The sequence below is a fragment of the Streptomyces sp. NPDC049915 genome (assembly GCF_040656475.1).
In the GTDB taxonomy this organism is placed as follows: Bacteria; Actinomycetota; Actinomycetes; order Streptomycetales; family Streptomycetaceae; genus Streptomyces.
The window spans coordinates 26,604-51,444 of record NZ_JBFAMH010000010.1 but is presented as its reverse complement, the minus strand read 5'-3'; the positions used below and the strand labels follow the sequence as shown (position 1 = coordinate 51,444).

Here is a 24,841-nt window from a genome sequence, read left to right as displayed (position 1 = left end):
GAGACCCGGCGTTGCGTGGTGCCGGCGTCGTGGCTGGCCCGGGGGCGGGTGCGCTCACCGGCGCTGGCCGGGCCCCGCTACGCCCACCCGTGCCGCCCTGGGGGTCCCCCCTGCTCGAAGAGCTTGGGGGAGGCACGACTGCCCGCAGCTATGCCGGCAGGGCGGCCGCCCGGCGTTGCGGCTGACCGCAGTTACGCAGGACGGCGGCCCGCCACGGCGCACGCCACGGTGTTGGTGCACCCGCCCGCGGCGGGAAGGGGACGGGGTGGGGGGTGTCCGCCCGCAGCGGCCGGCACCGGGCAAGGGAGCGCTGTCGGGAACGGGCGGCCGGACCGAGGACGGACACCCCCCACCCCGGCCCCCGACTCACAACGAACCGAAAGCGCTACCCCAGCCCACCACGCACCGCAACGGGCCGCCGCAGGCACAAAAGGGGCGCGGGGAACGGCGCGAGCAACCACAACGAAACCCGCACCCGAACACCAACCCCCTCACGCGCAGCGAAACGCGGCCCCCGCCCAATCCCCATGGTCCCCGGACTTCGAGCCATCCGTGTCCGTCACCACCAGATGCACATGCCGCGCCCCACTCACCGGCACACGCACCTCCACCGGATCCGACTTCCCGGACACGGTCGGCGACGACCACAGCGTCCTCCCGTCCGCGACCACGGAGAACGACACCCCGCCGTACCCGTGGATCTCGTCATCCACGCCCACCGTCGCCGTGAACGCGGAGCACGCCCCGCCCAGCCAGAACTCGATGTCGGAGTCGGCATGGGCACCGATGCCCTTGGCATAGGTGGTGCCGTTCAGGGTGAGCGTATGCCCGTCGGCCGCCCCCGACTCGCCGTTGCTCCGGTCGCGTTCGGCCGGCCCCCAGCCGTTGGAGGCGCTCAGCCAGGACAGATCGCTCGCCCACGCATCCCCGGCCGGCGGCCTCGGCATGGTGCGCACCGCGGCCCGCTGCACGGTCACCCGCTGCTCCCCGGCGGCCCGGTACCGCGCGGTCGCGCCGAGCACGGCCTCGCCCACCGCGGCATCGGCCGGCGGCGTCACCGTGAACTCGGCGCGCGCCCGCTCACCGGCGTCGAGGCTGCCCGGCGCCCGCGCGGGCGACACGGTCCAGCCCTCCGGCGCGCTCAGGGTCACCGCGGTGTCCTCCGCGCCCGCCCGCCCGGCTGTGAAATCCACCGCGACCTTCCCCGGCACACCCGCGCTCATCTCCGCGTCGGCCACCACGTCCAGCGTGCCCACGGCACCGGGCACGCGCCCGCCCACCGCGCTGGCCGCATCCAGGTCCACCCGGAACGCCCGCGCCGTACTGACCGCCCGGGTCTTCACCTGCACCACGCCGCTCCGGTCCCCGGCGTCGTACCACCACCCCTCCGCAGCGGCCTCGAACGCGGCCCTGGACGCCTGCCGGGGCAGTGCACGCCCGTCCAGCCGCACCTGCGCCGGCGCGGACCCGGTGTGCACGGTGAACCGGTACGGCCGCGCGCTCTGCTTGCCCGCGAAGGAACCCGCGCTCGCGCCGACGTCGATGCGCACCGCACCGGCGCCGCTGTCGGGGGCGGTCACGACCACCTTCTGCTCGGCGTACCGTCCTGCCCGGTGCTGCCGGGTCACCCCGTCGTCCTCGTACAGGGTGAACGAGGACCGGCCCTGCGGATACACGTCCCAGGCCAGCGGCGAAGACGCCGTCCGGTCCTGGTACGACCTGATCCCGGGCCACATCGGCACAGCAGCCCCCGCCTTGACGAACAACGGCAGCGTGTCGAGGGGTGCCTGATACCCGCTCACGGTCGTCGGCCCCTGGTACACCCGCCCCGACCAGTAGTCGACCCACCTGCCCTTCGGCAGGTAGATGCCGTCCCGCACCGCCGCGTCCCGGTACACGGGCGCGACCAGGAAGTCCTCACCGCTGAGGAACTCGTACTTCGCCGCGTCCGACGCGGCCACCGGATCGTCCGGGTACTCCAGCGCCAGCGGTCGCACGGCCCCGACCCCGGTCCGGTTCGCCTGCGCCGCGTAGGTGTACATGTACGGCAGCAGTGACTCCTTCAGCTTCAGATACTTCCGGTTGATGCTCGTGTACGGCTCCCCGTACCGGAACGGCTGCTTGTCCGAGGACGCCCACCCGTCCATCGTCATCACGGCCGGCAGGAACGCCTTCCACTGCAGGTCCCGGGCGTACGTCTTGGCGCTGCCCCCGAAGATCCCGTCCACGTCACCGGTGGTGTACGCGAGCCCGGACATCGTGGCGCCCGCGTACGTCGGGATCTGCCAGCGGATGTAGTCCCAGCTCCCGGACTGGTCCCCGCTCCACTGCACGCCGCACCGCTGCGCACCGGACCAGCTCTCCGGCGCCCAGGTGAACCCGCGGGCGTCGCTGTTGTCCTCGATCCCGCGGTACGCGGCCTTGCAGCCGTCCAGTGCGAACTTGTAGCCGTCGCCGACCCAGGCCACGTCCAGTTTGGCGACCCGCTGCCCGGCCTTGACCTGGTCGGCGAGCTTGTCCAGCCCGTCCTCGGTCCACAACCCCATCCGCATGCTGCGGTCGCCCAGTCCCTTCGCCGTCTCGGCGAGGTTCTCGTACCCGCAGCCGTAGCCGTCGTTGACCAGCATCCAGCCCAGCGGCATGTCGTTCTCGACGTAGCCGTCGGCGACCTTCAGCGCGTCGAGGGTGTGGCGTTCGCCGCGGTTGGCGTTGTGCAGGTAGCAGTCGGAGTCGCCGATCTCCAGCCCGTAGATCGGTGGGAGCATCGGACGCCCGGTGAGCTCGGTGTACTTGCCGATGACGTCCTTGGCGCTCGCCCCGGCGACGTAGTACGCGTCGAACCGCTTCTCCTGCTCCGTGGTGGTCACCGGATCGGTGAAGGCGTAGGTCCCCGGCGCGTATGTGTTGCGGTAGACGCCGTAGCCCGCCGACGACAGGTAGAACGGCACCGAGTTGGGGTGCCCGCCCTCGTTCCAGTTGTAGTCGACGCCGACCTTGAGGGTCTTGCCGCGGTGCGAGGTGTTCCCGCTGCCGTTCTGCTCACCGGTGCCGTAGAACTGCTCGTCCGCGCCCCGCGCCAGCGTCTGCGTGGTGGAGGTGCCGTCCCAGCTGATGCCGCGGGTCTCCTCCCACAGCCGGGTGCCGTCGGCGCGGTACAGGGCGAACCGCAACGGCGCCTTGTACACCCGCAACGTGACCTGGTCGGTGGACAGTTCGTAGCGGTCCCCGCGATCGGCCCACCGGGTGGCCGGCGCGGCCCCCTGCGGCAGCACGACGTCGGACCCGACCGGATCGGTGAACGCGCCGTCGGGTGCGGCCTCGATGCGGAAGGTGTCACCGGACACGAAGCTCACCCGGGCCTTGGCCGCCCCCGCGGTGAACGTGTACACGGCTCCGGACGCCGAGAAGCCGGTGACGTCCCCGAGGCCGCCCGGCGCGGCGGCCTCGGCGGCCGGGACGGAGGCGGCCGCGGGCGGGGCGGGCGCGCCGGCGACGGCGAGCGCCGCGCACAGAGCCGCGGCGGCCAGACCGGCCGCGCCGCGCCTGCGGCGCCGCGATCGGGATCTGCTGGATGGAGCGGTCATATCGGTCCCTTCACATCCTGCGCGACCCGGCATCGACAGCCGTCGGATGACGTAATCTGCTTGATAGCGGGCCACATCGAGCAGAATCAATCAAGCGCAGCAGGTATAGCGCACCGCACGCCCTCTTGAACAGAGGGCGTGCGGTGGCGAAGAAACCGTTGAGGTGTGGCGGCGTCAGCCTTCCCGGGCCGCCAGATACACGCCGAACATGGCCCCTTGGGGATCGCGCAGCACGGCGATGCGCGGGCCGTCGGGCACGGAGGTGGGTTCCATCAGGATGGTGCCGCCCACCCCGGCCGCATCGGCCGCCGTGATGTCGACGTCCGTCACCGCGAAGTAGGGCAGCCAGTGCGGCGGCACCTCGGGCGGGAACTTGTCGTCCATCACCGTCATGCCGCCGAAGTCGTCCCCGGCGACGCCCCACTGCGTGTAGCGCTCCAAGGCGTTGACCGTCCAGCCGAACACGGTCGTGTAGAAGGCCTCTGCCTGCTTCGGTTCACGGGTCATCAGCTCCACCCAGCCGAGCGACCCCGGCGCGTTGAACAGCCCGGCGCCGGGGAAGGCGCGTGCCTGCCACAGCTGGAAGAGCGCGCCGGTCGGATCGGTGGCCACCGTGAAACGGCCGGCGTCGAGCACGTCCATCGGCCCGAGCAGCACCGTGCCGCCGGCCGCCCGCACCTGCTGTGCCGCCGCGTCGGCGTCCTCCACCGCGAACGACACGTTCCAGGCCACCGGCTGCGATTCCTGGTACAGGGGCGAGAGCGCGGCCACGGCCGCGTCGCCGAGGTGTGCGACCGTATAGCCACCGGCCTCGGAGCGCGGATCCGTCTCGGGCCGCCAGTTGAACACGGCGGCGTAGAAGCGCTTGGCCGCCTCGAGGTCAGGGGTTCCGAGCTCCGTCCAGCAGGGCCCGCCGGTCACCGGTCGGTCGAGCTTCATGGCGTTCCTTCCCAGCACGAGCCCCTCGCAGCACGCTAGCGGGGCCCGGGCACGCCGGCCACCGCACGCGGAGGGAGGCGCTACGGTGCCGAGGCACTCCGCGTCCGGGGCTCAGATCCCGGGCCGGTAGCGCAGCGGATGGTCCGCCGGGATCTCGACCAGCACGATCGGGACGCCGTCGGGGTCCTCGATCCACATCTCGATCAGCCCCCATGGCTCCCGTACCGGTGGCCGCACGACCGGCACGCCCTTGCCCCGCAGCTCCTCGTGCGCCGCCGCCGCGTCGGGGACCTGGAGCCAGAGGCGTACGGCGGGGGAGGGCGGGGTGTCGGAGCGGCCCGAGAGTTCCAGGAAGCCGCCGCCGAGGAAGTAGACGGTGCCGCGCTCCGGGCCCGTGCCGAACTCGCGGTAGACGGCGAGGCCCAGCCGGTCGCTGTAGAAGGCGCGGGAGCGCTCGGGGTCGGTGGGGCGCAGAAGCGTCCGGCTGCTGAGAACGTGCACCATACATCCGCAGCCTAGTGGCATGGTTACCCTCGACCCGGCCGACCCGCCAGACCGGCCGGAGCCGTCGCAGACGGCCCCGCCACAGCCCCGAGACAGAGGGAGAAGCGTCCCATGGAGTCCCCCGCCACCGCCCTGACGTTCCGCGACGCCACCGACGCGGACATCGACGCCCTGGTCGAGCTGATCGAGTCGGCCTACCGCGGAGACGCCAGCCGGGCCGGGTGGACCACGGAGGCGGACATCCTCGAGGGGCAGCGCACCGACCCCGAGGGCGTGCTGGAGGTCATCAAGTCGCCCGACAGCCGGCTGCTCACCGCGGAACAGGACGGCGCGATGGTCGCCTGCTGCCAGCTGGAGCACCGGGGTGAGTACGCCTACTTCGGCATGTTCGCGGTCCGCCCGACCCTCCAGGGCGGGGGCGTCGGCAAGGCCGTCATAACCGAGGCGGAGCGCCAGGCCCGCGCGATCTGGGGCGTGACGGAGATGCACATGACCGTGATCTCCGTACGCGACGACCTGATCGCCTGGTACGAGCGCCGTGGCTACCGCCGCACCGGCCGGATGACCCCTTTCCCGTACGGCGACGAGCGCTTCGGCCTCCCGCAGCGCGACGACCTCCAGTTCGAACTGCTGGTCAAGCCACTCACCTGACCCGCAGCGCCACCCCCGGAACCCCGGCCGCTCGACCGCCCCCGCGCCCGCGGGACCGGCCCGAGCGGTCAGCGTTCCCATGCCCAACGGCCCGGCCCCGGCCGCTCGGCCGACCCCTGGCCGTATTCGCCGAGCCCACCCGGGGAGTGCACGGACGTACGCCACCACGACGTCCAGCTCACCAGCCGCTCGGCCACCCCCGTACCCACCGGCTACGCCGCCCCCTCGGCCGGCCTCGGCCCGGTCGGCCCCCGGTCGCTTCGCCGCCGGGGGCAACCCGTGCCGCCGTCTACGCCGTGAAGCGGCCGGCGCGCTTGATCTCCGGTTGGTCGGTGGTCACGCCGTCCAGTTCCAGCGCGCGGGCCAGCCGCAGATGCTGCGGCGTGTTCACCACCCAGCCGAAGACCCTGAGCCCGGCCCCGCGGGCCCGCTCGACGACCTCCAGGGTGAGCCGCTGGATGTCCAGGCAGACGGTCGCGGCGCCGGCCGCCACCGCCCGCTCGACGACCTCGGGGCCGTAGTGCTCGGCGACCAGCGCCGTCCGCACGCCCGGGACCAGCCGGGCCACCTCCTGAATCGCCTCGTCGTGGAAGGAGATCACCTCGACCCGCTCCACCAGGTCCCGCGCCCGCAGCACCTCGGCCAGCACCCGCGCCGCACGCACGTCCTTGATCTCGGCCTGCACCGGCGCCTTCACCGCGTCCAGGACCTCCTGGAAGACCGGCACCCGCTCGCCGAGACCGGCGTCCAGGACGCGCAGTTCCTCCAGCGTCTTGTCGGCGATCGGCCCGCTGCCGTCGGTCGTCCGGTCCACCCGCTCGTCGTGCATGACGACGAGCGCACCGTCCTTGCTCAGGTGCAGGTCGAGCTCGATCGCGTCGAGACCGGCACGCTCCGCGGCCACGAAGGAGCGCAGCGTGTTCTCCGGCTCGACGCCCATGACGCCGCGGTGTCCAATGGTGATGAAGTTCAAGGTCCGCTCACTTCCGTCGGCGACGGAGCCATCCGTACCCCGCAAAAAGGGAAGAAACCCCTCCTCCGACATCGGACGGGAAAAACTACGGTGACCATAGGGGTCGCGCAGGATAATTTCCGGAGCCGCCCCTTGCTGGGAGGAACCGTGTATGTATACGGTCTTCTTACGCGAGGTCTTGCAGTGGAGGATGGGACATGACGGAAATTCTTGTGCAGGCGGGTGCGGAGGAGCAGGTTCCTCCGGCGAGCAGGGTGGTGGAGCACCCGGCCTGGCCCCGGCTCAAGGACGCCGTGGAGCGCATCCGGCCCTGGCAGTCCACGGACGGCTCGATCAACTTCACGGCCGAGGGCGCCCCGCAGCGCGCCGAGGCCGAGGGTGCGGTCCACGAGGTCGTCGAGGCCGTGCGTGAGCTGTCCCCGCTGCTGCCGCACGACGCCGCCTACCACGAGGCACTGGTCAAGGACCTGCAGCGGTGGTCCGAGGGCGGCTTCGAGGTGCCGGACTTCCTGGACGCGCTGCTGGCCTTCCAGCCCGCGGCCGACCGCCGGGACGGCCTGCAGCACCTGGTCGTCTTCCCGATGTACACGCAGAACGGCAACCCCGACCGCAACCTCGAGGCGGTCGTGCTGCGCATGGTGTGGCCCGACTGGCTGGCCGAGCTGGAGCGCACCCGCTACGACAACCCGCTGTTCTGCGGCATCACCTTCGAGGACTTCACCTCGGGCTACGACACCAACTCCGCGGTGCTCTTCCCGGAGACCATCGCCGTGCGCCAGGCGCCGGAACCATTCTCCTGGGGTGGCATCTTCTGCGACCGCGAGGCCGCCCGCTTCCGCCGGGTGACCGAGGCCGCCGTCGACCTGCTCGGCCTGCAGCTGCCCGAGGACATCGCCGCGATGGTCCACGACCAGAAGCGCTGCGAGGACGCCTTCGTGCTGTGGGACTTGGTCCACGACCGCACCCACAGCCACGGCGACCTGCCCTTCGACCCGTTCATGATCAAGCAGCGCCAGCCGTTCTGGATGTACGGCCTGGAGGAACTGCGCTGCGACCTCACCGCCTTCAAGGAGGCCGTGAAGCTGCAGGCGGACGGCGTCCCACAGGCCCGTGACGTGCAGTACGCCGTGCTCTTCGACCGGATGTTCCGCTTCCCGGTCACCGGCGACCGCAACCGCAACTACGACGGCCTGGGCGGCCAGTTGCTCTTCGCCTACCTGCACAAGCACGACGTCGTGCGGTGGACGGACAACGAGCTCTCCATCGACTGGGAGCGCGCCCCGCAGGTCACCAACCAGCTGTGCGCCGAGATCGAGAAGCTGTACCGCGACGGCATCGACCGCCCGAAGCTCGTGCACTGGTTCGCCGGCTACGAGCTGGTCTCCACCTACCTCGCCCCGCACCCCGGCTCCAAGTGGGCCAAGGGTCCCGACGCCCTGGACCTGACCCAGCCGCCGCGCAAGCTCGTCGATGACGTGCTTCCGGACGAGTTTCCGCTGAGCATGTTCTATGAGGCGCTGTCCAAGAAACTCAAGAACGTGATTGCCTCGACCAAGGGCATCACGGCGGACGGCGCCGAGCGGATCGCCGCGTGAGCGACCGCGTCCAGAACACTGCTACGGAGGCGAAGAAGATGGCGAACGGGGCTCTCAGCGGTGCGGTGATCGCGGTTGCCGGCGCGGGCGGACCGGCCGGCCGGGCGGCGCTGCTGCGACTCGCCGAGGCCGGTGCGACGGTCGTCGGCGCCGACAACGACCCGGAGCGGCTGTCCGAGGCCGTGGACGCGGCCCGCTACGCGCAGGGCGGCGCGACGGTCACGGGCGAGACCGTCGACCTGCTGAACCTGGAGGCCACCCGGGACTGGGCCACGCGCACCGAGAAGGAGTTCGGTCGCGTCGACGGCGTGGTCCATCTGGTGGGCGGCTGGCGCGGCAGCGAGACCTTCATCAAGACCAGCCTGGACGACTGGGACTTCCTGGAGCTGCTGCTCATCCGTACGGTCCAGCACACCTCCCTCGCGTTCTCGGAGTCGCTGCAGCGCAGCGACCGCGGTCGCTACGTCCTGATCAGCGCCTCCGGTGCCACCAAGCCGACCGCGGGCAACGCGGCGTACGCCGCCGCGAAGGCCGCCTCCGAGGCATGGACGCTGGCCATGGCGGACTACTTCCGCAAGGCCGGGATCGCCGAGGGCGCCGACGGGCCCACCTCGGCGGCTGTCATCCTGGTGGTGAAGGCGTTGGTGCACGACGCGATGCGCGCCGACCGCCCCAATGCGAAGTTCGCGGGCTTCACGGACGTCAAGGACCTCGCCGAGGCGATCGTGAGCGTCTGGGACAAGCCCGCCGCGGAAGTGAACGGAAACCGTCTGTGGCTGACCGAGAAGCCGTGAACCCACCCAAGACCGACGCGCGTCGCCATCACGACCCCGAGGTCCGCGGTTTCGCCAGTGACAACTACGCCGGCGCCCACCCCGAGGTGCTCGCCGCCCTGGCCCTGGCCAACGGCGGGCACCAGGTGGCCTACGGCGAGGACGACTACACCGGCAACCTCCAGCGGATCGTGCGCAGCCACTTCGGCGCCACGGCCGAGGCGTTCCCGGTGTTCAACGGCACCGGCGCCAACGTCGTGGCGCTCCAGGCGGTCACCGACCGCTGGGGCGCGGTGATCTGCGCCGAGAGTGCGCACATCAACGTCGACGAGGGCGGCGCGCCGGAGCGGATGGGTGGCCTGAAGCTGCTCACCGTCTCCACTCCGGACGGCAAGCTCACGCCCGAGCTGATCGACCGGCAGGCGTGGGGCTTCGAGGACGAGCACCGCGCGATGCCGCAGGTCGTCTCGATCACCCAGTCCACCGAGCTGGGCACCCTCTACACGCCCGACGAGATCCGCGCGATCTGCGAGCACGCCCACGCCCACGGCATGCGGGTGCACCTGGACGGCTCCCGGATATCGAACGCGGCGGCGTCGCTGAACGTGCCCCTGCGCACCTTCACCAACGCGGTCGGCGTGGACATCCTCTCCTTGGGCGGGACGAAGAACGGCGCGCTGTTCGGCGAGGCGGTCGTCGTCATCAACCAGGACGCGGTGCGGCAGATGAAGCACCTGCGGAAGATGTCGATGCAGCTGGCCTCCAAGATGCGCTTCGTCTCGGTCCAGCTGGAGGCGCTGTTCGCCAAGGATCTGTGGCTGCGCAACGCGCGGCACGCCAACGAGATGGCCCAGCGGCTGGCCGAGGGCGTGCGGTCCGTGCACGGAGTGGAGATTCTCCACCCCGTCCAGGCCAACGGCGTCTTCGCCCGGCTGCCGCACGATGTGAGCGAGCGGCTGCAGAAGCGCTTCCGCTTCTACTTCTGGGACGAGGCCGACGGCGTGGTGCGCTGGATGTGCTCCTTCGACACCACGGAGGACGACGTGGACGCGTTCCTCGCCGCACTGAAGGACGAGATGGCGCGGTAGTCGCCATTGCGGCATAGATATGCGGTCACCTGAAAAGTCATTGACGTTCGGGTGGCCGCATTCCTATGCTCTGCGGGCATGGAGCTGATCCAGAACACCCCGGATCTTTCGGCATACTTGGCGGCCGACGAGGCCATCGACCACCATCACCCGGTGGTGCGGCAGACGGCTGCGCGACTGGCCGACGGCGCTAACGACTCGTATGACTATGCGCGCCTGGCCTTCGAGTTCGTGCGCGACGAGATTCCGCACTCGCTGGACACCGGTGACCCGCGCCAGACCTGGCGCGCCTCCGACGTGATCGAGCGGCGCACCGGCATCTGCTGCGCCAAGGCCCACGCCCTGGCCGCGCTGCTGCGCGCCGAGGACATCCCGACGGCGCTGTGCTATCAGAAGTTCGAGGTGGTGCACGGCCTGGTCGCGGTCCGCTTCGACGGCGCCTGGCACCGCCAGGACCCGCGCGGCGGCGAACCCGGCGAGAGCGCGGCGTTCCGCCTGGACGGGGAGCAGCTGGCCTTCGTACCCGACCCCGAGGCGGGTGAGCGGGACTACCCGGAGCTGTACGCCACCCCGCACCCGGCGATCCTCGCGGCGCTGCGCGACGCACCGGACGTCCCGTCCCTGTGGCGGAGCTGTCCGGCCGCTCTGTGAGGGAGGGCCGGCGTGCGGGCGGTCAGTGCGCCTCCGCCGCCCGGACCTGCTCCGGCGTCGGCGCCGTACCGCCGAGGTGGGCCGGCATCCACCAAGTGTCGCTCGCGTCCTTGGGACGGACCGGGTAGGCGCGCTGGGCGGCCTCCAGCAGCTCCTGCACGCGCTCGCGCAGGCGGCGGGTGATCGCGCCCGCGTACTGGTCGCGTGGCGCCTCGAGGGCCTCGCCCACCCGGATGGTGATCGGGGTGTGGCTGCGCTTGAAGTTGCGCGGGTGGCCCTTGGTCCACAGCCGCTGCGTCCCCCACACCGCCATCGGGATCAGCGGCACACCGGCCTCCTGGGCGAGGCGGGCGGCACCCGACTTGAAGCTCTTCAGGGTGAACGACGGCGAGATGGTGGCCTCCGGGAACACCCCGATCACCTCGCCGGAGCGCAGCGCGTCCAGCGCGTGCGCGTAGGCGGCCTCGCCCTGCTTGCGGTCCACCGGGATGTGCTTCATCCCGCGCATCAGCGGACCGGAGATCCGGTGCCGGAACACCGCCTCCTTCGCCATGAAGCGCACCAGACGCTTCTGCGGGAGCGCCGCGAGGCCGTTGAAGATGAAGTCCAGGTAGCTGATGTGATTGCTCACCAGCACCGCACCGCCCGTGCGCGGAATGTTCTCCGACCCCCGGCAGTCGATCTTGAGGTCCCATGCCTTGAACAAGGTTTTGGCGAGACCGATGACGGGGCGGTAAACGAGTTCTGCCATGGGCGGGACGGACCCTTCCTGCTTCATCCGGTGCCAGGGAATGTCAGAGAAAGAGGTTCCCGGCGGAAGTCAAGTTACGCAGCCGTAGGTTCACGGCTTGTCGCAGATCGTGCCCCAAACAACGGGCGGGGAGCCAGTCCTGGTGCCCGTCCGCCGCGAGATCCTCGTCACGTCACCCCATGATCCACCTGCATCTTTATGCTGCCTTTACTATGCGCGAACCGCCGCACGCCGTACCAGAAGGTACATCTCGCACCCGAGGCAGTACGCGAACACCGCATTCAGGAAGGCCGCCGCCAAGGCCGCCGCCGTCGCGGCCATGCCCAGCCAGTGCGGCCCCAGGGTGTAGCCGGCCAGGCCGAGACCGGCGAACGCCAGCCCCACCGCCTGCGCGAACCGCGGCGGCTGCGGCGCCTCGAACGCCCTCGGCGGCCCGAGCCGCGGCCGCACCGCCGTCCGGAACGCCCAGCCGTACGGCGAGCGCTGCACCCCGCCCGCGGCGCCCAGCGCGAACGCCAGCGTCTGCCAGGCCAGCAGCCAGACGTTGCCGGTGATCAGTACGACGGCCAGCACCACGGCCGTCACGGCCGCACCGAACCGCGGCCCTCTCGCGTCGATGTCCATGGAGCCTAGGATTCCGCAACCGGTGGACTTCCGGGGGCGGGGAATCTTTGCAGTCTGATGAACGCTGGTGGAGATGATGACCGGACTGGTGGTGTGCGTCGTGGTGCTCGCGCTGGCGAGCGCCTACGGCCTGATGCAGCGACGGCGGGGCGGGAGAGTACGGGTGCGGGTGCGCGATCAGGACAAGCGGCTCACGGCGGCCGAACTCGGCGGCGAGCTGGGCGAGCGGGCCACCCTGGTGCAGTTCTCCAGCGCCTTCTGCGCCCCCTGCCGGGCCACCCGGAGGATCCTCGGCGAGGTCGCCGGCCTGGTCCCGGGCGTCACGCACCTGGAGATCGACGCCGAGGCCCGCCTGGAGCTGGTGCGCGCGCTCGACATCCTGAAGACCCCGACGGTACTGGTCCTCGACGCCGACGGCCGTGTGGTGCGCCGGGCCACCGGCCGGCCCCGCAAGGCCGACGTCATCGCGGCCCTCGGCGAGGCGGTGTGACGCCCGAGACGGTCACGGTGAGCTGTCTCCCACTCCACGGGACGTACTTGACTGTGCTCGCCACCTATCGTCAGCCTGACCTCATGCCTTCGGAACTCCTTCTTCATGGACGGGTGCACGTCGACCTCGTCCGCACCGCGAGCGCGCGCTGTCCCGGCCACTAGCCCCCCCGCGCCCCCTCGCCCCTCCCTCTTGAAGGACAACTCCATGACGGCCTCGCCCGACCTGCGTACCCCCCAGCTCGCCTCGCCCGACCTCCTCCGCTCCGTCTTCCGGCGGCACGCGGCGGGGGTCGCCGTGATCACCGCACGCGGCGCGTCGGGGCCGGTCGGTTTCACCGCCACGTCCCTCACCTCCGTCTCCGCCGAGCCCCCGCTGCTGTCCTTCGGGATCGGCACCGGCGCCTCCAGCTGGCCGGCGATATCCGAGGCCGACCACGTCGGCGTGCACATCCTCGGCGAGCACCAGCAGGAGCTGGCCGCCACCTTCGCCCGCAGCGGCGCCGACCGCTTCGGCGCCCCCACCGCCTGGCGCGAGGGCCCCGAAGGCGTTCCCGTGCTGGACGACGTCCTGGCCTGGCTGGTGTGCCGGGTGATCGCCCGGGTGCCCGCCGGCGACCACCGCGTCGTCCTCGCCAAGGTCGTCCTCGGTGACCCCGAGGGGCCCGGCCGCCCGCTCCTTTATCACCAGGGCCGCTTCACTGCTCTGCGCGATTAGTCACGTTCCGGCTCCTCTGCGAAGCGGTCGAGTTCCGGTTACGCTGCGTTGCAAAGGTCACAGTTCAAAGCGCTTGCTTAGCGGGCATGAACTGGGTGTACTGACGAGTAATCTTTCGGTCGGAGCGGGGACCGCCCCGTACCGGAATCGGCCGCTTGGGGCGCCTATGCTGCCTGCAAGTAGGCAGCCGAGAAATGACGAGGCAGTAGGAGAGCCGGCGTGAGCTTGAGGATCGTTGTCACTGTGAAGTACGTGCCCGACGCCACTGGCGACCGGCACTTCGCCGATGACCTGACCGTCGACCGGGACGACGTGGACGGTCTGCTCTCCGAGCTGGACGAGTACGCCGTCGAGCAGGCGCTGCAGATCGCCGAGAACTCCGACGACGACGTCGAGGTCACCGTCCTCACCATCGGCCCCGAGGACGCCAAGGACGCGCTGCGCAAGGCGCTCTCCATGGGCGCCGACAAGGCGATCCACGTCGAGGACGACGACCTGCACGGCACCGACGCCATCGGCACCTCCCTGGTGCTCGCCAAGGCGATCGAGAAGGCCGGCTACGACCTGGTGATCTCCGGCATGGCCTCCACCGACGGCACCATGGGCGTCGTCCCGGCGCTGGTCGCCGAGCGCCTCGGCGTCCCGCAGGTGACCCTGCTGTCCGAGGTCTCGGTCGAGGACGGCACGGTCAAGGGCCGCCGCGACGGCGACGCCGCCTCCGAGAACCTGGAGGCCTCCCTGCCGGCCGTCGTGTCGGTCACCGACCAGTCCGGCGAGGCCCGTTACCCCTCCTTCAAGGGCATCATGGCGGCCAAGAAGAAGCCGGTGGAGTCCTGGGACCTGTCCGACCTCGACATCGAGGCCGAAGAGGTCGGTCTGGAGGGCGCGTTCACCAAGGTCGAGGCCGCGAACGAGCGCCCCGCGCGCACCGCGGGCACGATCGTCAAGGACGAGGGCGAGGGCGGCAAGCAGCTCGCTGAGTTCCTCGCGAGCCAGAAGTTCATCTAAGGGACCCGTTTCGTCCCTGGAGCAGGGACCGCCTCCCTGACCGCCCCTCAGACTTCGCAATCCCCGCAGGAGATGCATTCCCATGGCTGAAGTTCTCGTCTACGTCGACCACGTGGACGGTGCCGTCCGCAAGCCCACTCTGGAGCTGCTGACGCTGGCCCGCCGTATCGGCGAGCCGGTCGCCGTCGCGCTGGGCAACGGCGCCGGTGACACCGCCGCCGCGCTCGCCGAGCACGGCGCGGTGAAGGTCCTCACCCACGACGCCTCCGAGTACGCCGAGTACCTGGTCGTGCCGAAGGTGGACGCGCTGCAGGCCGCCGTCGAGGCCGTCTCCCCGGCCGCCGTGCTGGTGCCGTCCTCCGCCGAGGGCAAGGAGATCGCCGCGCGTCTGGCGCTGCGCATCGGCTCCGGCATCATCACCGACGCCGTCGACCTCGAGGCCGGCGACGACGGCCCGGTGGCCACCCAGTCGGTGTTCGCCGCGTCCTTCACCACCAAGTCCCGTGTCGTCAAGGGCACCCCGGTCATCACGGTCAAGCCGAACTCGGCCGCCGTGGAGGCCGCCCCGGCCGCCGGCGGCGTCGAGGCGCTGAACGTGTCCTTCTCCGAGAAGGCGACCGGCACCAAGATCACCGGCCGTACGCCGCGTGAGTCGACGGGCCGCCCGGAGCTCACCGAGGCCGCGATCGTGGTCTCCGGTGGCCGCGGTGTGAACGGCGCGGAGAACTTCTCCCTCATCGAGGGTCTCGCCGACCAGCTCGGTGCGGCCGTCGGCGCCTCGCGTGCCGCCGTCGACGCCGGCTGGTACCCGCACACCAACCAGGTCGGCCAGACCGGCAAGAGCGTGTCCCCGCAGCTGTACGTCGCCTGCGGCATCTCCGGCGCGATCCAGCACCGCGCCGGTATGCAGACCTCGAAGACCATCGTGGCCGTCAACAAGGACCCCGAGGCCCCGATCTTCGAGCTGGTCGACTACGGCATCGTCGGCGACCTCTTCGACGTCGTCCCGCAGCTGACCGACGAGGTCAAGTCCCGCAAGGGCTGATCCCCGCCCGGCTCGCCGAGGCCCCCGTGACCTGCGTGGTCGCGGGGGCCTCGCCGCGTCGCGGCCGACGGCTCATGCTGTGGACAGGGTGTTGACCAGGAGGAAGATCGACGGATAACTTCACTCTACGGATTATTGATTCCATAGAGCGGAAAATAGGAGGGTGCGGGATGGGTCAGGGCCAGCAGGAGAAGGTGGCGACGAGCCTCGCGGGCGCCGTCAGCGAGGAGATCAGCGCCTCCCTCGCGCCGGTCGACGCCGAACTGGAGCGCCGCTACCCGGGCGACCCCGGCACCCGACAGCCCGTGCACACCGTCTACGTACCCGGTGACGCCTTCGCCGCCGACACCATCCGCTCCTGGGGCGACAAGGCCCTCGCCGCGCTCGACGAGCACGCCCCGGACGCCGCCTCCTTCGCTCGCGTCCTCGGCCTCGCCGACGACCTCGCCGAGCCCGTCCACACGCGCGTACGCGCCAAGCTGGAGCGCGAGCCCATCGAGGACCTGCGCGTCGACTTCGAGGACGGCTACCACGGCAAGGACGAGGACGAGGATGCCGCCCGCGCCGCCCGTCTCATCGCCGAGGCGTACGCGACCGGCACGGCCGCGCCGTACATGGGCATCCGGATGAAGTGCATGGAGGCCGCGGTCCGGGACCGGGGCATCCGCACCCTGGACATCTTCCTCACCGGCCTGCTGGAGCACGGCGGGCTGCCGGACGGCCTGGTGCTCACCCTGCCCAAGGTGACCTACCCCGAGCAGGTCACCGCCATGGTCCGGCTCCTGGAGGCGTTCGAGAAGGCCCGCGGGCTCGAGCCCGGCCGTATCGGCTTCGAGATCCAGATCGAGACCAGCCAGTCCATCCTCGCCACCGACGGCACCGCGACCGTGGCGCGCATGATCCAGGCCGCCGAGGGCCGCGCCACCGGACTGCACTACGGCACCTTCGACTACAGCGCCTGCCTCGGCGTCTCCGCCGCCTACCAGGCCAGCGACCACCCGGCCGCCGACCACGCCAAGGCCGTCATGCAGGTCGCGGCCGCCGGCACCGGCGTACGCGTCTCGGACGGCTCCACCAACGTCCTGCCGGTCGGCCCCACCGAGAAGGTCCACGACGCCTGGCGGCTGCACTACGGCCTGACCCGCCGCGCGCTCTCCCGCGCCTACTACCAGGGCTGGGACATGCACCCCGGGCACATCCCCACCCGCTACGCCGCAGTCTTCGCCTTCTACCGCGAGGGCTTCGAGCAGGCCGCCGCCCGCCTCGCCCGCTACGCCGGCCATGTCGACGGTGACGTCATGGACGAGCCGGCCACCGCGAAGGCGCTCAGCGGCTACCTGCTGCGCGGGCTGGACTGCGGTGCCCTCGACGTCGCCGAGGTCGCCCGGGCCACCGGGCTGACCCGGGCCGACCTGGAGGGCTTCGCGGCGCCGCGGCGTGGGGATCTTACGGCGTCGGCGCAGTAGCCTGCCGGCGGCTGTTCGGGGTGCGGGGGCCTGCGGCGCCGGGTCGTGTTTCGGGTGCGGGTGCGTTGTGGCGGGTCGCGGGTTGCCTGCGGCGGCCTGCGCGGGTTGCGTTGTGGCTGGTCGCGCCGTTCCCCGCGCCCCTTTTGTGCCTGCGGCGGCCCGTTGCTGTCCGGTGGGTGGCTTGGTGTCGTGCCTGCGGTTGTCTGTGGGTCGGGGCCGGGGTGGGGGGTGTCCGTCCTCGGTCCAGCCGCCCGTTCCCGACGGCCTCACTGTGTCCCGGTGCCGGCCGCTGCGGGCGGACCCCCCCACCCCCGCCCCTTCCCGCCGTCGGCGGCTACCCGAGCGGCGGGAACAGGGATGAGCCTGTGCCCGGACGCTTGTTTGCGTAGCGCTCCAGGCCGGAAGCGGTGACCAGCCTGGCCTCGGCCAGCAGCCGCGTCCCCCGCGCGCACAGCCCCACGTCGGCCCGGGCCCGGGCGCAGAACTCCTCCGGAGTCACCCCGAACAGCTCCCGCCACCGCTCGGAGGCCAGCAGTTCGGTGAGCAGGGCCCGCTGCCCGGGGTGGCGGCGGGGTGCCCGGTCGCCGTTGTGCAGGACACCGCGGCGGTTGACGTAGGAGTACACCCCCGGCAGGATCCGCCCGTCCGCGACTTCGACGCGTACGTCCGGCGCGGGCAGCCAGGCCCGGCGGAAGTTGCCGTCCGGCAGTGGCACGCCCTCGCTCGCGTCGATGACGGTGAGCTGCTCGGCGTCGAACCAGACGACGAACAGGTCCCGTACGCAGGAAGGGGAGCGGACCGGCGAGGCCGACACATAGCCCAGGCGGCTGACGTGAGCCGAGACTCCGATGTCGACACCGGTCACCCGGGTCCGCACCATCGGCACCGGCGAGGAGATCCCGAACTCGTCCATCTTGTGCCGCAGCTGGCCGGGGCAGGCGTTGGAGCCGACGGCCAGGACGGGGGCGCGGTCGTCGTACACCAGTCGGTCGAGTGGCAGCAGGCGGTCCCCGTCGAGCAGCCCTGAGTCCCGCGGCCAGACCCCGGGGTACAGCAGCGGGTTCTCGCGCGGCACCTCGGCCAGGCCGAGCGCCGCCAGGGTGAAGTCCACCATCGGTGCCCAGACTAGGCGGTCGTCGGCCGTGCCTACTGCGCCGGAGGCAGCTCGCCGGACCCGCGGGTGATCAGCCGGGTCGGGAGTTCGACGCGTTCGGGGGTGACGAGTTCGCCGTCCAGCTGGCGGAAGAGCCGTTCGGCGGCGGTGCGGCCGAGGGCCGCCGCGTCCTGGGCGACGACCGTGAGCCCCGGCTGGAGCAGGTCGGCGAGTTCGACGTCGTCGAAGCCGACGAGGGCGACCGGGCGGTCGTGGGCCGCGAGCACGCGGATCACGGTCACCGAGACCCGGTTGTTGCCGGTGAAGATCGCGGTGACCGGCTCGGGTCCGGTCAGCATGTCCTCGGCGGCCCGGCGTACCCGCTCGGGGTCGGTGACCCCCAGCGACATCCAGGAGTCCGCCACGGCTATGCCCGCGTCCTCCATCGCGGCCCGGTAGCCGCGCAACCGCTCGGCGGCCGTGTGGATACGGGGCATGTCGCCGATGAAGCCGATCCGGCGGTGCCCGTGCGCGATCAGATGGGCCACGCCGTCCCGGGCGCCGCCGTAGTTGTCCGACAGGACGCAGTCCGCGTCGATGCGGCCCGCCGGGCGGTCCACGAACACGGTCGCCACACCGGCCCGGATCTCCGGCTCCAGATAGCGGTGGTCGTCCCCGGCGGGGATCACCACCAGGCCGTCCACCCGCCGTGCGCACAGCGCGAGGGCCAGCTCCTGCTCGCGGTCCGGGTCCTCGGCGCTGGAGCCGTTGATCAGCAGCGCGCCGTGCGCCCGGGCCACCTCCTCCACCGCGCGGCTGAGCGGGCCGTAGAACGGGTCGGCGAGGTCCTCCAGCACCAGTCCGATGCTGGCGGTACGGCCCTTGCGCAGCACGCGCGCGCTGTCGTTGCGGCGGAAGCCCAGCGCCTCGATGGCCTCCTGCACGCGCCGCTCGGTGTCCGGGGTGACGCCGGGTTCGCCGTTGACGACCCGCGAGACGGTCTTGAGGCCTACTCCGGCGCGGGCCGCGACGTCCTTCATGGTGGGACGGTTGCCGTACCGGCTGCCGGGCAGGCGGTCGGTGAGGCGGGCGGTGCTGCGGGCGGTCTCGGGCACGGTGGGCTGTCCTGTCCTGTGGTCCACGGGGGGGGGCGACGGGTCCGTCGGCCCCATCCAACCGCCGAGCGGATGCGGAGGTCCATGGCTTGTATGAGGATGTGGCGTCGAGCATAGAGCCTGGACAACGTTGTCACGCACGGGAGAGACTGTCCACCGCCCACTCCGGCCCGCGCCCCCACCGCAGGCCGGCCAGGAGCTTTCCGCATGTTTTCTGGTTCCGCTCGATTCCCATCACCGAACGGGGAGATCCGACACTGATGACCACCGACCTCGTGGCCGCGCTCGACATAGGCGGCACCAAGATCGCCGGCGCGCTGGTCGACGACCGCGGCACGATCCTGGTGCGGGCCCAGTGCCCGACGCCCGCCCGGGAGGACGGCGACACCGTGATGCGGGCCGTCGAGGAGGTGCTCGGCGAGCTGGCGGCGTCGCCGCTGTGGGGGCGCGCGCGGGCGCTCGGCATCGGCAGCGCGGGTCCCGTGGACGCCTCGACGGGCACGGTGAGCCCGGTGAACATCCCCGGCTGGCGGGACTTTCCCCTCGTGGAGCGGGCCCGCGCGGCGACCGGCGGTCTCCCCGTGGAGCTGATCGGCGACGGGGTGGCGATCACCGCCGCCGAACACTGGCAGGGCGCGGCCCGCGGGTATGCCAACGCCCTGTGCATGGTGGTGTCCACCGGAGTGGGTGGCGGCCTGGTGCTGAACGGCCGGCTGCACCCCGGCCCCACCGGCAACGCCGGTCACATCGGGCACATCAGCGTCGACCTCGACGGCGACCTGTGTCCGTGTGGTTCGCGCGGCTGCGTCGAGCGCATCGCCAGCGGTCCCAACATCGCCCGCCGCGCCCTGGACGACGGCTGGCGGCCCGGCCCCGACGGCGACTCGTCCGCCGTCGCGGTGGCCGCCGCCGCGCGGGCCGGGGACCCGGTGGCCGTCGCCTCCTTCGAGCGGGCCGCACAGGCGCTGGCCGCAGGCATCGCGGCCACCGCGACCCTGGTGGAGATCGACATCGCGGTCATCGGCGGGGGCGTCGGCAAGGCCGGCGAGGTCCTCTTCGCCCCCCTGCGCCGCTCCCTGGCCGACTACGCGACCCTGTCCTTCGTCCACCGGCTGACGGTCGCCCCGGCGCAGATGGGCACCGACGCGGGCCTGGTGGGAGCGGCCGCGGCCGCGCTCACGAAGGTGGCGGGGGCCGCGGCGGCGGGGGTCTGAGCGCATCCGCCGCCTCGGGCGCGGGCCGGACGGCCGGACGCCCACCCCGGCCGGCTCGGCTCGGGGTGGGCGCCGGGGGACGGTGCCGTCAGCAGGTCAGCCGGGCGTCCGCCCAGTCGGCGTGGTCGGAGTCGACTCCGTCGCCGCCGTCGGTGACCACCAGCTCCACCACCTGCGCGCCGGAGACGTCCGCGGTGAGGGACTGCGGGGGCATGGCATTGGTCAGCACCCCGGTCGAGGCGACCGTCCTGCCGTCCGCGCGCACCTCGAAGGCGACCGTGCCCTTCGTGCCCTTCTCGTCGTCGACGCCGACGGACGCGCTGACCGTCTCGCAGGAGCGCCCCGTGTAGTAGGCCACGGTGCTGGGCGCGTGCACGCCGAGCCCCTTGCCGTACACCACGCCGCCGATGGTGATCGGACGACCGTCACCGGCCGCGCTCTCGCCGTTGCTGGTGTTGCGCTCCACCGGCCCCCAGCCGCTGTCGGCCGACAGCCACGGCAGGTCGCCGAGCGAGGACACCCCGGTGGGCGGCGGGACGACCACGGACGCCGTCACGGTCAGCGTGTTCGCGGCCCGCACACCGGTCGGCGAGCGGTAACTCGTCGTCAGGGTCAGGCCGTACGACCCGGTCGGCGTCCCCGGGGGAGCGGTGACCGTCCAGCCGGTGCGCAGCGAGCGTCCCGTCGGCACAGAGTCCGCCGTGGTCGGTGAGGCGGCCTGCACCGTCCAGCCGGCGGGGCCGGTCAGGGTGACGGAGACGGCGCGGGCCGGGGTGCGGCCGAGGTCGGTGACGGTGGACGTCACGGTGACGGGCTTGCCCGCCTCCACGTACGCGCCGCCGTCCAGACCGGCCTCGACGGCCGGCGGCTGCGCGGCCCAGCCGCCGTCGGCGGCGACGCGGACCAGCACCGTGCCGTGCGCGGGAACCGTGGCCGAGATGGTCCCCGCGGTGTTGTACGACGTGTGCCGCCACAGGTCGCGCAGGGTGTAACCGTCGGCGGCCGGCAGCCCGACGGCCTGGGCGGTGGTGGCGATGCGCTGCGCGGTGGACGACTCGTTGAACAGGGCGACGGCCCGGCTGCCGTCCCGCATCAGCTTGGCGATCACCCAGCGCCCACCGGCCGAGGAGATCACGGTTCCCTGCCTGCCCAGCGGGTCCTGGTCGACGGCGATGACCTCCTTGTTGCCGAGGATCTCGTACGTCGCGTCCGAGGCCTTGCGCAGGTCGGTGCCGATGAGCAGCGGCGCCGCCATGACCGACCACAGGGAGAAGTGCGAGCGGTACTCGGTGTCCGTCATGCCGCCGTTGCCGACCTCCAGCATGTCGGGGTCGTTCCAGTGGCCGGGACCGGCGTACGGGGCGAGCGGCAGGTTCTGCTTGGCGATGGACAGCATCGAGCCCCAGCTGTCGGAGATGTCGCCGGTGGTGCGCCACAGGTGCCCGACGTCGGCGGCCCACTCCCAGGGCTTGTTCTGGCCCCACTCGCAGATGCTGAAGACGATGGGCCGCCCGGTGGCCTTGAGCGCGTCGCGCATGGTGGTGTAGCGCTGCTTGGCGTCGACGCCCTGGTTGTTGCAGTTGTCGTACTTGAGGTAGTCCACGCCCCAGTCGGCGAACTGCCGGGCGTCGCTGTACTCGTGGCCCAGTCCGCCGGGGAAGCCGATGTCGCTGCACGTCTTGGTGCCGGCGCTGGTGTAGATGCCGAGCTTGAGGCCCTTGGCGTGGACGTAGTCGGCGACCGCCTTGATGCCGCCCGGGAAGCGGGCCGGGTCGGGTACCAGCTTGCCGTCGGCGTCGCGCTGGGGGAGTGCCCAGCAGTCGTCGAGGTTGACGTACTGGTACCCGGCGGCCTTGAGGCCCTTGGCGACGAAGAGGTCGGCGATGCCCTTGACCATCGCCTCGTTGAACTCGGCCCGGCAGTGGGTGGAGTTCCAGTTGTTGAAGCCCATCGGCGGGGTGAGCGCGAGCCCGTCGGCCAGAGTGGGCGTGTCCGGCGCGGGGGCGCCGGACACGGCGACGGCCGGGACGGTGAGTCCGGCCGTACACAGGAGCCCCGCGGCGAGGGCTCCGACGATTCTGTGACGCGGTGTGCGGGTGTGACGCATGGTGACGTGCCTCCGACCAGCAAGAGGGAACATGACGTCATGTGCTCGTCATCGCTGCGCGTTCACGGTAGAACGTGTCGGACTCTGTTGGAAGATGGCGGGTCGTGATGAGAACTGCGGATCCGGTTTGTCAGGGGCAGCTCTCGCCGAACTTCACCGCGGTGAAGGCGACCGGGCGGCCGTTCAGGGCGCTGCCGGCGGCCGGGGACTGGGTGCACACCTGCCAGTTGCTCTCCACCAGCACCCAACGCTCCTGCGGCGAGGCGTCCTTGACGGTGATCGACGTGCCCGAGTCGAGGGCGGCCCGGGCCGCCTTCACCGACTTGCCCGTGAAGTCCGGCATCTTTCCCGCGGCCGTCGAGGGGGCCGTCTCCTCCTTGGCCGGGCAGGTCTCCTCGAGTTTCACCGCGCCGAAGTCGAGGGTGGTGTCGGTCGGCACGGTCGTGCCGGCGGCGACGTTCTGGCTGCACACCTTCCAGTTGCGGTCGAGCACCTGCATCCGGTCGCGGCCCAGCGCGTCGTGCGAGGTGAGCGCGTAGAAGCCCTGCGCCTGGGCGGTGTCCTGGGCGGACTGGAGCCCCATGCCGACGAACGAGGGCACCTTCTTGCGCTCGGCGGCGGACGGCTTGTCGTCCGGCGTGCGGCCGGCTGTGGGAACGGCCGGGACGGAGGGCAGGGTGAAGCTCGGGGCGGGCGGCTTGGCGGTGTCGTTCGGCTGGCAGCCGAGCAGCGCGCCGGTGGCGCAACACAGCAGAACGGCACTGAGAACGCGGATACGCATGATTCCCCCCGAATGAGCAGACGGCGCCGGCGAGGCGCGGTGTGAAAACGGTAAGCATGGAACCGGAACACGGTAAGCCACTCGTGAAGGTGAGGTGAAATCAGCCGGCGCGTGACCTCTGGCCGTCCGCGCAGTTGAGCCGGGCATGAAGAAGCGCAGCATGCTCGCCATCGCCTCCCTCGCCACCGGGTTCGTCGTCGCCGCGATCACCCCCTCGCACGGTCTGGACACCGAGGACCTGACGAACCAGAACGTGGGCGACACCCTCAGCACCCTGGACCACACCGTCGCCCAGGACAGTTTCCAGGTCGACGAGGGCTCGCTCGGCGGACTCGACTGACGAGAAGCAGGCCGGGCCTCGGACGGTGCCGCCCCTCCCGCGCGTGAATGTGCGAGAGGGGCGGCACCGCCGCGTCATGCGCCCTCAACTGGCGCTGGTTTCCGTGGCAGGGTGGAGCGGGCAAGCCACAGGGGGCCAACAGAAGAGGGGGAACCGTGACCGTCGTCTGGATCAACGGTGCGTTCGGAGCGGGGAAGTCCACCACCGCGCGCGAACTGATCGACGTGATCCCGAACAGCACGCTCTTCGACCCCGAGCTCATCGGCGGAGCACTCCAGCACCTGCTGCCACCCAAACGCCTCGCCGAGGTCGGCGACTTCCAGGACCTGCCCATCTGGCGCCGCCTCGTCATCGACACCGCCGCCGCGATGCTCGCCGAACTGGGCGGCACCCTCGTGGTCCCCATGACCCTGCTGCGCCAGGAGTACCGGGACGAGATCTTCGGCGGTCTCGCCGCCCGCCGCATTGCGGTCCGGCACATTCTCCTGGCTCCGGCTGAAACGATCCTGCGCGAGCGGATAGCCCACCGCCCGGTCCCGCCTGACCTCCCGGACGGCGAGATACGCGTCCGGCAGTGGGCCTACGACCACATCGAGCCCTACCGCGCGGCCCTCGCCTCCTGGCTCACCGCCGACGCGCACCTCGTCGACACCGGTGCCCTCACGCCGTACGAGACCGCCGTGCGGATCGCCGAGGCGGTCGGCAGTGACACCGCGCCGGTCTGCGACATCGTGCAGACACCGGAACCCACCGCCGAGACCCTGGCCGCAGGGGTGCTCCTCTTCGACGAGCAGGACCGGGTGCTGCTCGTCGACCCCACCTACAAGGCCGGCTGGGAGTTCCCCGGCGGTGTCGTCGAGCCCGGCGAGGCGCCGGCCCGCGCGGGCATGCGGGAGGTCGCCGAGGAGACCGGGATACGGCTCGACGAGGTGCCCCGGCTCCTCGTCGTCGACTGGGAGCGGCCCGCGCCACCCGGCTACGGCGGTCTGCGCCTGCTCTTCGACGGCGGCCGCCTCGACTCCGCCGCCGCCCGTCAGGTGCTGCTGCCGGGGCCCGAACTGCGCGGCTGGCGCTTCGTCACCGAACACGAGGCCGCCGGCCTGCTCCCGCCGGTCCGCTACGAGCGACTGCGCTGGGCCCTGCGCGCCCGCGAACGCGGCGCCGCGCTCTATCTGGAGGCGGGCCGGCCGGTGGGGTGAGGCAGCCGCGTGGGCCGGGCCGGGCATGTCCGTCCGCCGCCGCCCGCAGCACCTCACCCGCCCCCGAGGTCATCGCGTCCCGGTCGCCGAAGCAGGCCACCTCCGTCGCGAGGCCGGCCGCCGCAGCGACACC

Annotated in this window: 23 protein-coding genes; 13 read left to right on the top strand and 10 right to left on the bottom strand. The window is 71.7% G+C overall.

The annotated features are described in order from the left end of the window. Nucleotides 1–491 precede the first annotated feature (491 nt). The 3 genes from AB0J12_RS19060 to AB0J12_RS19050 form a co-directional block, all read right to left on the bottom strand. Nucleotides 492–3,584 (bottom strand): NPCBM/NEW2 domain-containing protein, encoded by a 3,093-nt coding sequence (locus AB0J12_RS19060; protein WP_363265464.1) that lies wholly within the window; start codon nucleotides 3,582–3,584, stop codon nucleotides 492–494. 174 nt (nucleotides 3,585–3,758) lie between these two features. Beyond that, the gene (locus tag AB0J12_RS19055) at nucleotides 3,759–4,523 is read right to left on the bottom strand and encodes a VOC family protein (protein WP_363265463.1); all 765 of its coding nucleotides are present in this window, start codon (nucleotides 4,521–4,523) and stop codon (nucleotides 3,759–3,761) included. 111 nt (nucleotides 4,524–4,634) lie between these two features. After that, entirely contained in the window at nucleotides 4,635–5,027 is a 393-nt protein-coding gene (locus AB0J12_RS19050; protein WP_363265462.1) for a VOC family protein, read from the bottom strand. Between the two features lie 111 nt (nucleotides 5,028–5,138). On the opposite strand from AB0J12_RS19050, the gene AB0J12_RS19045 reads away from it, so the two are divergent. Further along, nucleotides 5,139–5,678 (top strand): GNAT family N-acetyltransferase, encoded by a 540-nt coding sequence (locus AB0J12_RS19045; RefSeq protein ID WP_363265461.1) that lies wholly within the window; start codon nucleotides 5,139–5,141, stop codon nucleotides 5,676–5,678. Nucleotides 5,679–5,967: 289 nt separating this feature from the next. On the opposite strand, the gene AB0J12_RS19040 is transcribed toward AB0J12_RS19045, so the two are convergent. Continuing rightward, nucleotides 5,968–6,651 (bottom strand): glycerophosphodiester phosphodiesterase family protein, encoded by a 684-nt coding sequence (locus AB0J12_RS19040; RefSeq protein ID WP_363265460.1) that lies wholly within the window; start codon nucleotides 6,649–6,651, stop codon nucleotides 5,968–5,970. Between the two features lie 197 nt (nucleotides 6,652–6,848). Between AB0J12_RS19040 and AB0J12_RS19035 the strand changes: the two genes are divergently transcribed. From AB0J12_RS19035 to AB0J12_RS19020, 4 genes are all read left to right on the top strand, one after another. Then, nucleotides 6,849–8,246 (top strand): DUF6421 family protein, encoded by a 1,398-nt coding sequence (locus AB0J12_RS19035; RefSeq protein WP_363265459.1) that lies wholly within the window; start codon nucleotides 6,849–6,851, stop codon nucleotides 8,244–8,246. Nucleotides 8,247–8,284: 38 nt separating this feature from the next. After that, nucleotides 8,285–9,040, top strand: a complete 756-nt coding sequence (locus AB0J12_RS19030; protein WP_363265704.1) for an SDR family oxidoreductase — start codon at nucleotides 8,285–8,287, stop codon at nucleotides 9,038–9,040. Then, on the top strand, nucleotides 9,037–10,107 hold the full coding sequence (locus tag AB0J12_RS19025; protein ID WP_363265458.1) for a low specificity L-threonine aldolase: 1,071 nt from the start codon (nucleotides 9,037–9,039) through the stop codon (nucleotides 10,105–10,107). Before AB0J12_RS19030 ends, AB0J12_RS19025 begins: the two co-directional genes overlap by 4 nt. A 78-nt stretch (nucleotides 10,108–10,185) precedes the next feature. Continuing rightward, the gene (locus tag AB0J12_RS19020; RefSeq protein ID WP_363265457.1) at nucleotides 10,186–10,758 is read left to right on the top strand and encodes a transglutaminase domain-containing protein; all 573 of its coding nucleotides are present in this window, start codon (nucleotides 10,186–10,188) and stop codon (nucleotides 10,756–10,758) included. A 22-nt stretch (nucleotides 10,759–10,780) separates the two neighbouring features. Here the strand turns inward: AB0J12_RS19020 and AB0J12_RS19015 are convergent, their stop codons facing one another. Together AB0J12_RS19015 and AB0J12_RS19010 are read right to left on the bottom strand one after the other, a co-directional pair. Further along, on the bottom strand, nucleotides 10,781–11,509 hold the full coding sequence (locus AB0J12_RS19015) for a lysophospholipid acyltransferase family protein (RefSeq protein ID WP_363265456.1): 729 nt from the start codon (nucleotides 11,507–11,509) through the stop codon (nucleotides 10,781–10,783). A gap of 210 nt (nucleotides 11,510–11,719) precedes the next feature. Continuing rightward, nucleotides 11,720–12,133, bottom strand: coding sequence for a DUF4395 domain-containing protein (locus tag AB0J12_RS19010; protein ID WP_363265455.1), 414 nt, complete (start codon nucleotides 12,131–12,133; stop codon nucleotides 11,720–11,722). A gap of 76 nt (nucleotides 12,134–12,209) precedes the next feature. Between AB0J12_RS19010 and AB0J12_RS19005 the strand changes: the two genes are divergently transcribed. The 5 genes from AB0J12_RS19005 (at nucleotide 12,210) to AB0J12_RS18985 (ending at nucleotide 16,859) form a co-directional block, all read left to right on the top strand. Next, nucleotides 12,210–12,623: a thioredoxin family protein gene (locus AB0J12_RS19005; RefSeq protein WP_363265703.1), complete on the top strand. Its 414-nt coding sequence runs from the start codon at nucleotides 12,210–12,212 to the stop codon at nucleotides 12,621–12,623. Between the two features lie 207 nt (nucleotides 12,624–12,830). Beyond that, complete coding sequence (locus AB0J12_RS19000) at nucleotides 12,831–13,340, top strand: flavin reductase family protein (protein ID WP_363265454.1); 510 nt, start codon at nucleotides 12,831–12,833, stop codon at nucleotides 13,338–13,340. Nucleotides 13,341–13,559: 219 nt separating this feature from the next. After that, a complete protein-coding gene (locus tag AB0J12_RS18995) occupies nucleotides 13,560–14,348 on the top strand; it encodes an electron transfer flavoprotein subunit beta/FixA family protein (protein ID WP_363265453.1) in 789 nt (262 codons plus the stop codon). Nucleotides 14,349–14,430: 82 nt separating this feature from the next. Next, on the top strand, nucleotides 14,431–15,393 hold the full coding sequence (locus AB0J12_RS18990) for an electron transfer flavoprotein subunit alpha/FixB family protein (protein ID WP_363265452.1): 963 nt from the start codon (nucleotides 14,431–14,433) through the stop codon (nucleotides 15,391–15,393). A gap of 170 nt (nucleotides 15,394–15,563) precedes the next feature. Then, nucleotides 15,564–16,859, top strand: coding sequence for an aldolase/citrate lyase family protein (locus tag AB0J12_RS18985; protein WP_363265451.1), 1,296 nt, complete (start codon nucleotides 15,564–15,566; stop codon nucleotides 16,857–16,859). Between the two features lie 334 nt (nucleotides 16,860–17,193). Here the strand turns inward: AB0J12_RS18985 and AB0J12_RS18980 are convergent, their stop codons facing one another. Both AB0J12_RS18980 and AB0J12_RS18975 read right to left on the bottom strand, forming a co-directional pair. Then, nucleotides 17,194–17,973: a hypothetical protein gene (locus AB0J12_RS18980; RefSeq protein ID WP_363265450.1), complete on the bottom strand. Its 780-nt coding sequence runs from the start codon at nucleotides 17,971–17,973 to the stop codon at nucleotides 17,194–17,196. Nucleotides 17,974–18,005: 32 nt separating this feature from the next. After that, a complete protein-coding gene (locus tag AB0J12_RS18975) occupies nucleotides 18,006–19,094 on the bottom strand; it encodes a LacI family DNA-binding transcriptional regulator (protein WP_363265449.1) in 1,089 nt (362 codons plus the stop codon). Between the two features lie 233 nt (nucleotides 19,095–19,327). Here AB0J12_RS18975 and AB0J12_RS18970 point away from each other — a divergent pair, with 233 nt between their 5' ends. Then, complete coding sequence (locus AB0J12_RS18970; RefSeq protein ID WP_363265448.1) at nucleotides 19,328–20,281, top strand: ROK family protein; 954 nt, start codon at nucleotides 19,328–19,330, stop codon at nucleotides 20,279–20,281. A gap of 88 nt (nucleotides 20,282–20,369) precedes the next feature. Here the strand turns inward: AB0J12_RS18970 and AB0J12_RS18965 are convergent, their stop codons facing one another. Next, the gene (locus tag AB0J12_RS18965) at nucleotides 20,370–22,388 is read right to left on the bottom strand and encodes an NPCBM/NEW2 domain-containing protein (protein ID WP_363265446.1); all 2,019 of its coding nucleotides are present in this window, start codon (nucleotides 22,386–22,388) and stop codon (nucleotides 20,370–20,372) included. A gap of 130 nt (nucleotides 22,389–22,518) precedes the next feature. Beyond that, nucleotides 22,519–23,169, bottom strand: a complete 651-nt coding sequence (locus AB0J12_RS18960) for a PASTA domain-containing protein (protein WP_363265445.1) — start codon at nucleotides 23,167–23,169, stop codon at nucleotides 22,519–22,521. Nucleotides 23,170–23,314: 145 nt separating this feature from the next. On the opposite strand from AB0J12_RS18960, the gene AB0J12_RS18955 reads away from it, so the two are divergent. Together AB0J12_RS18955 and AB0J12_RS18950 are read left to right on the top strand one after the other, a co-directional pair. Beyond that, entirely contained in the window at nucleotides 23,315–23,509 is a 195-nt protein-coding gene (locus AB0J12_RS18955; RefSeq protein ID WP_363265444.1) for a hypothetical protein, read from the top strand. A 155-nt stretch (nucleotides 23,510–23,664) separates the two neighbouring features. Continuing rightward, nucleotides 23,665–24,708: an NUDIX domain-containing protein gene (locus tag AB0J12_RS18950; RefSeq protein WP_363265443.1), complete on the top strand. Its 1,044-nt coding sequence runs from the start codon at nucleotides 23,665–23,667 to the stop codon at nucleotides 24,706–24,708. Nucleotides 24,709–24,841 lie beyond the last annotated feature (133 nt).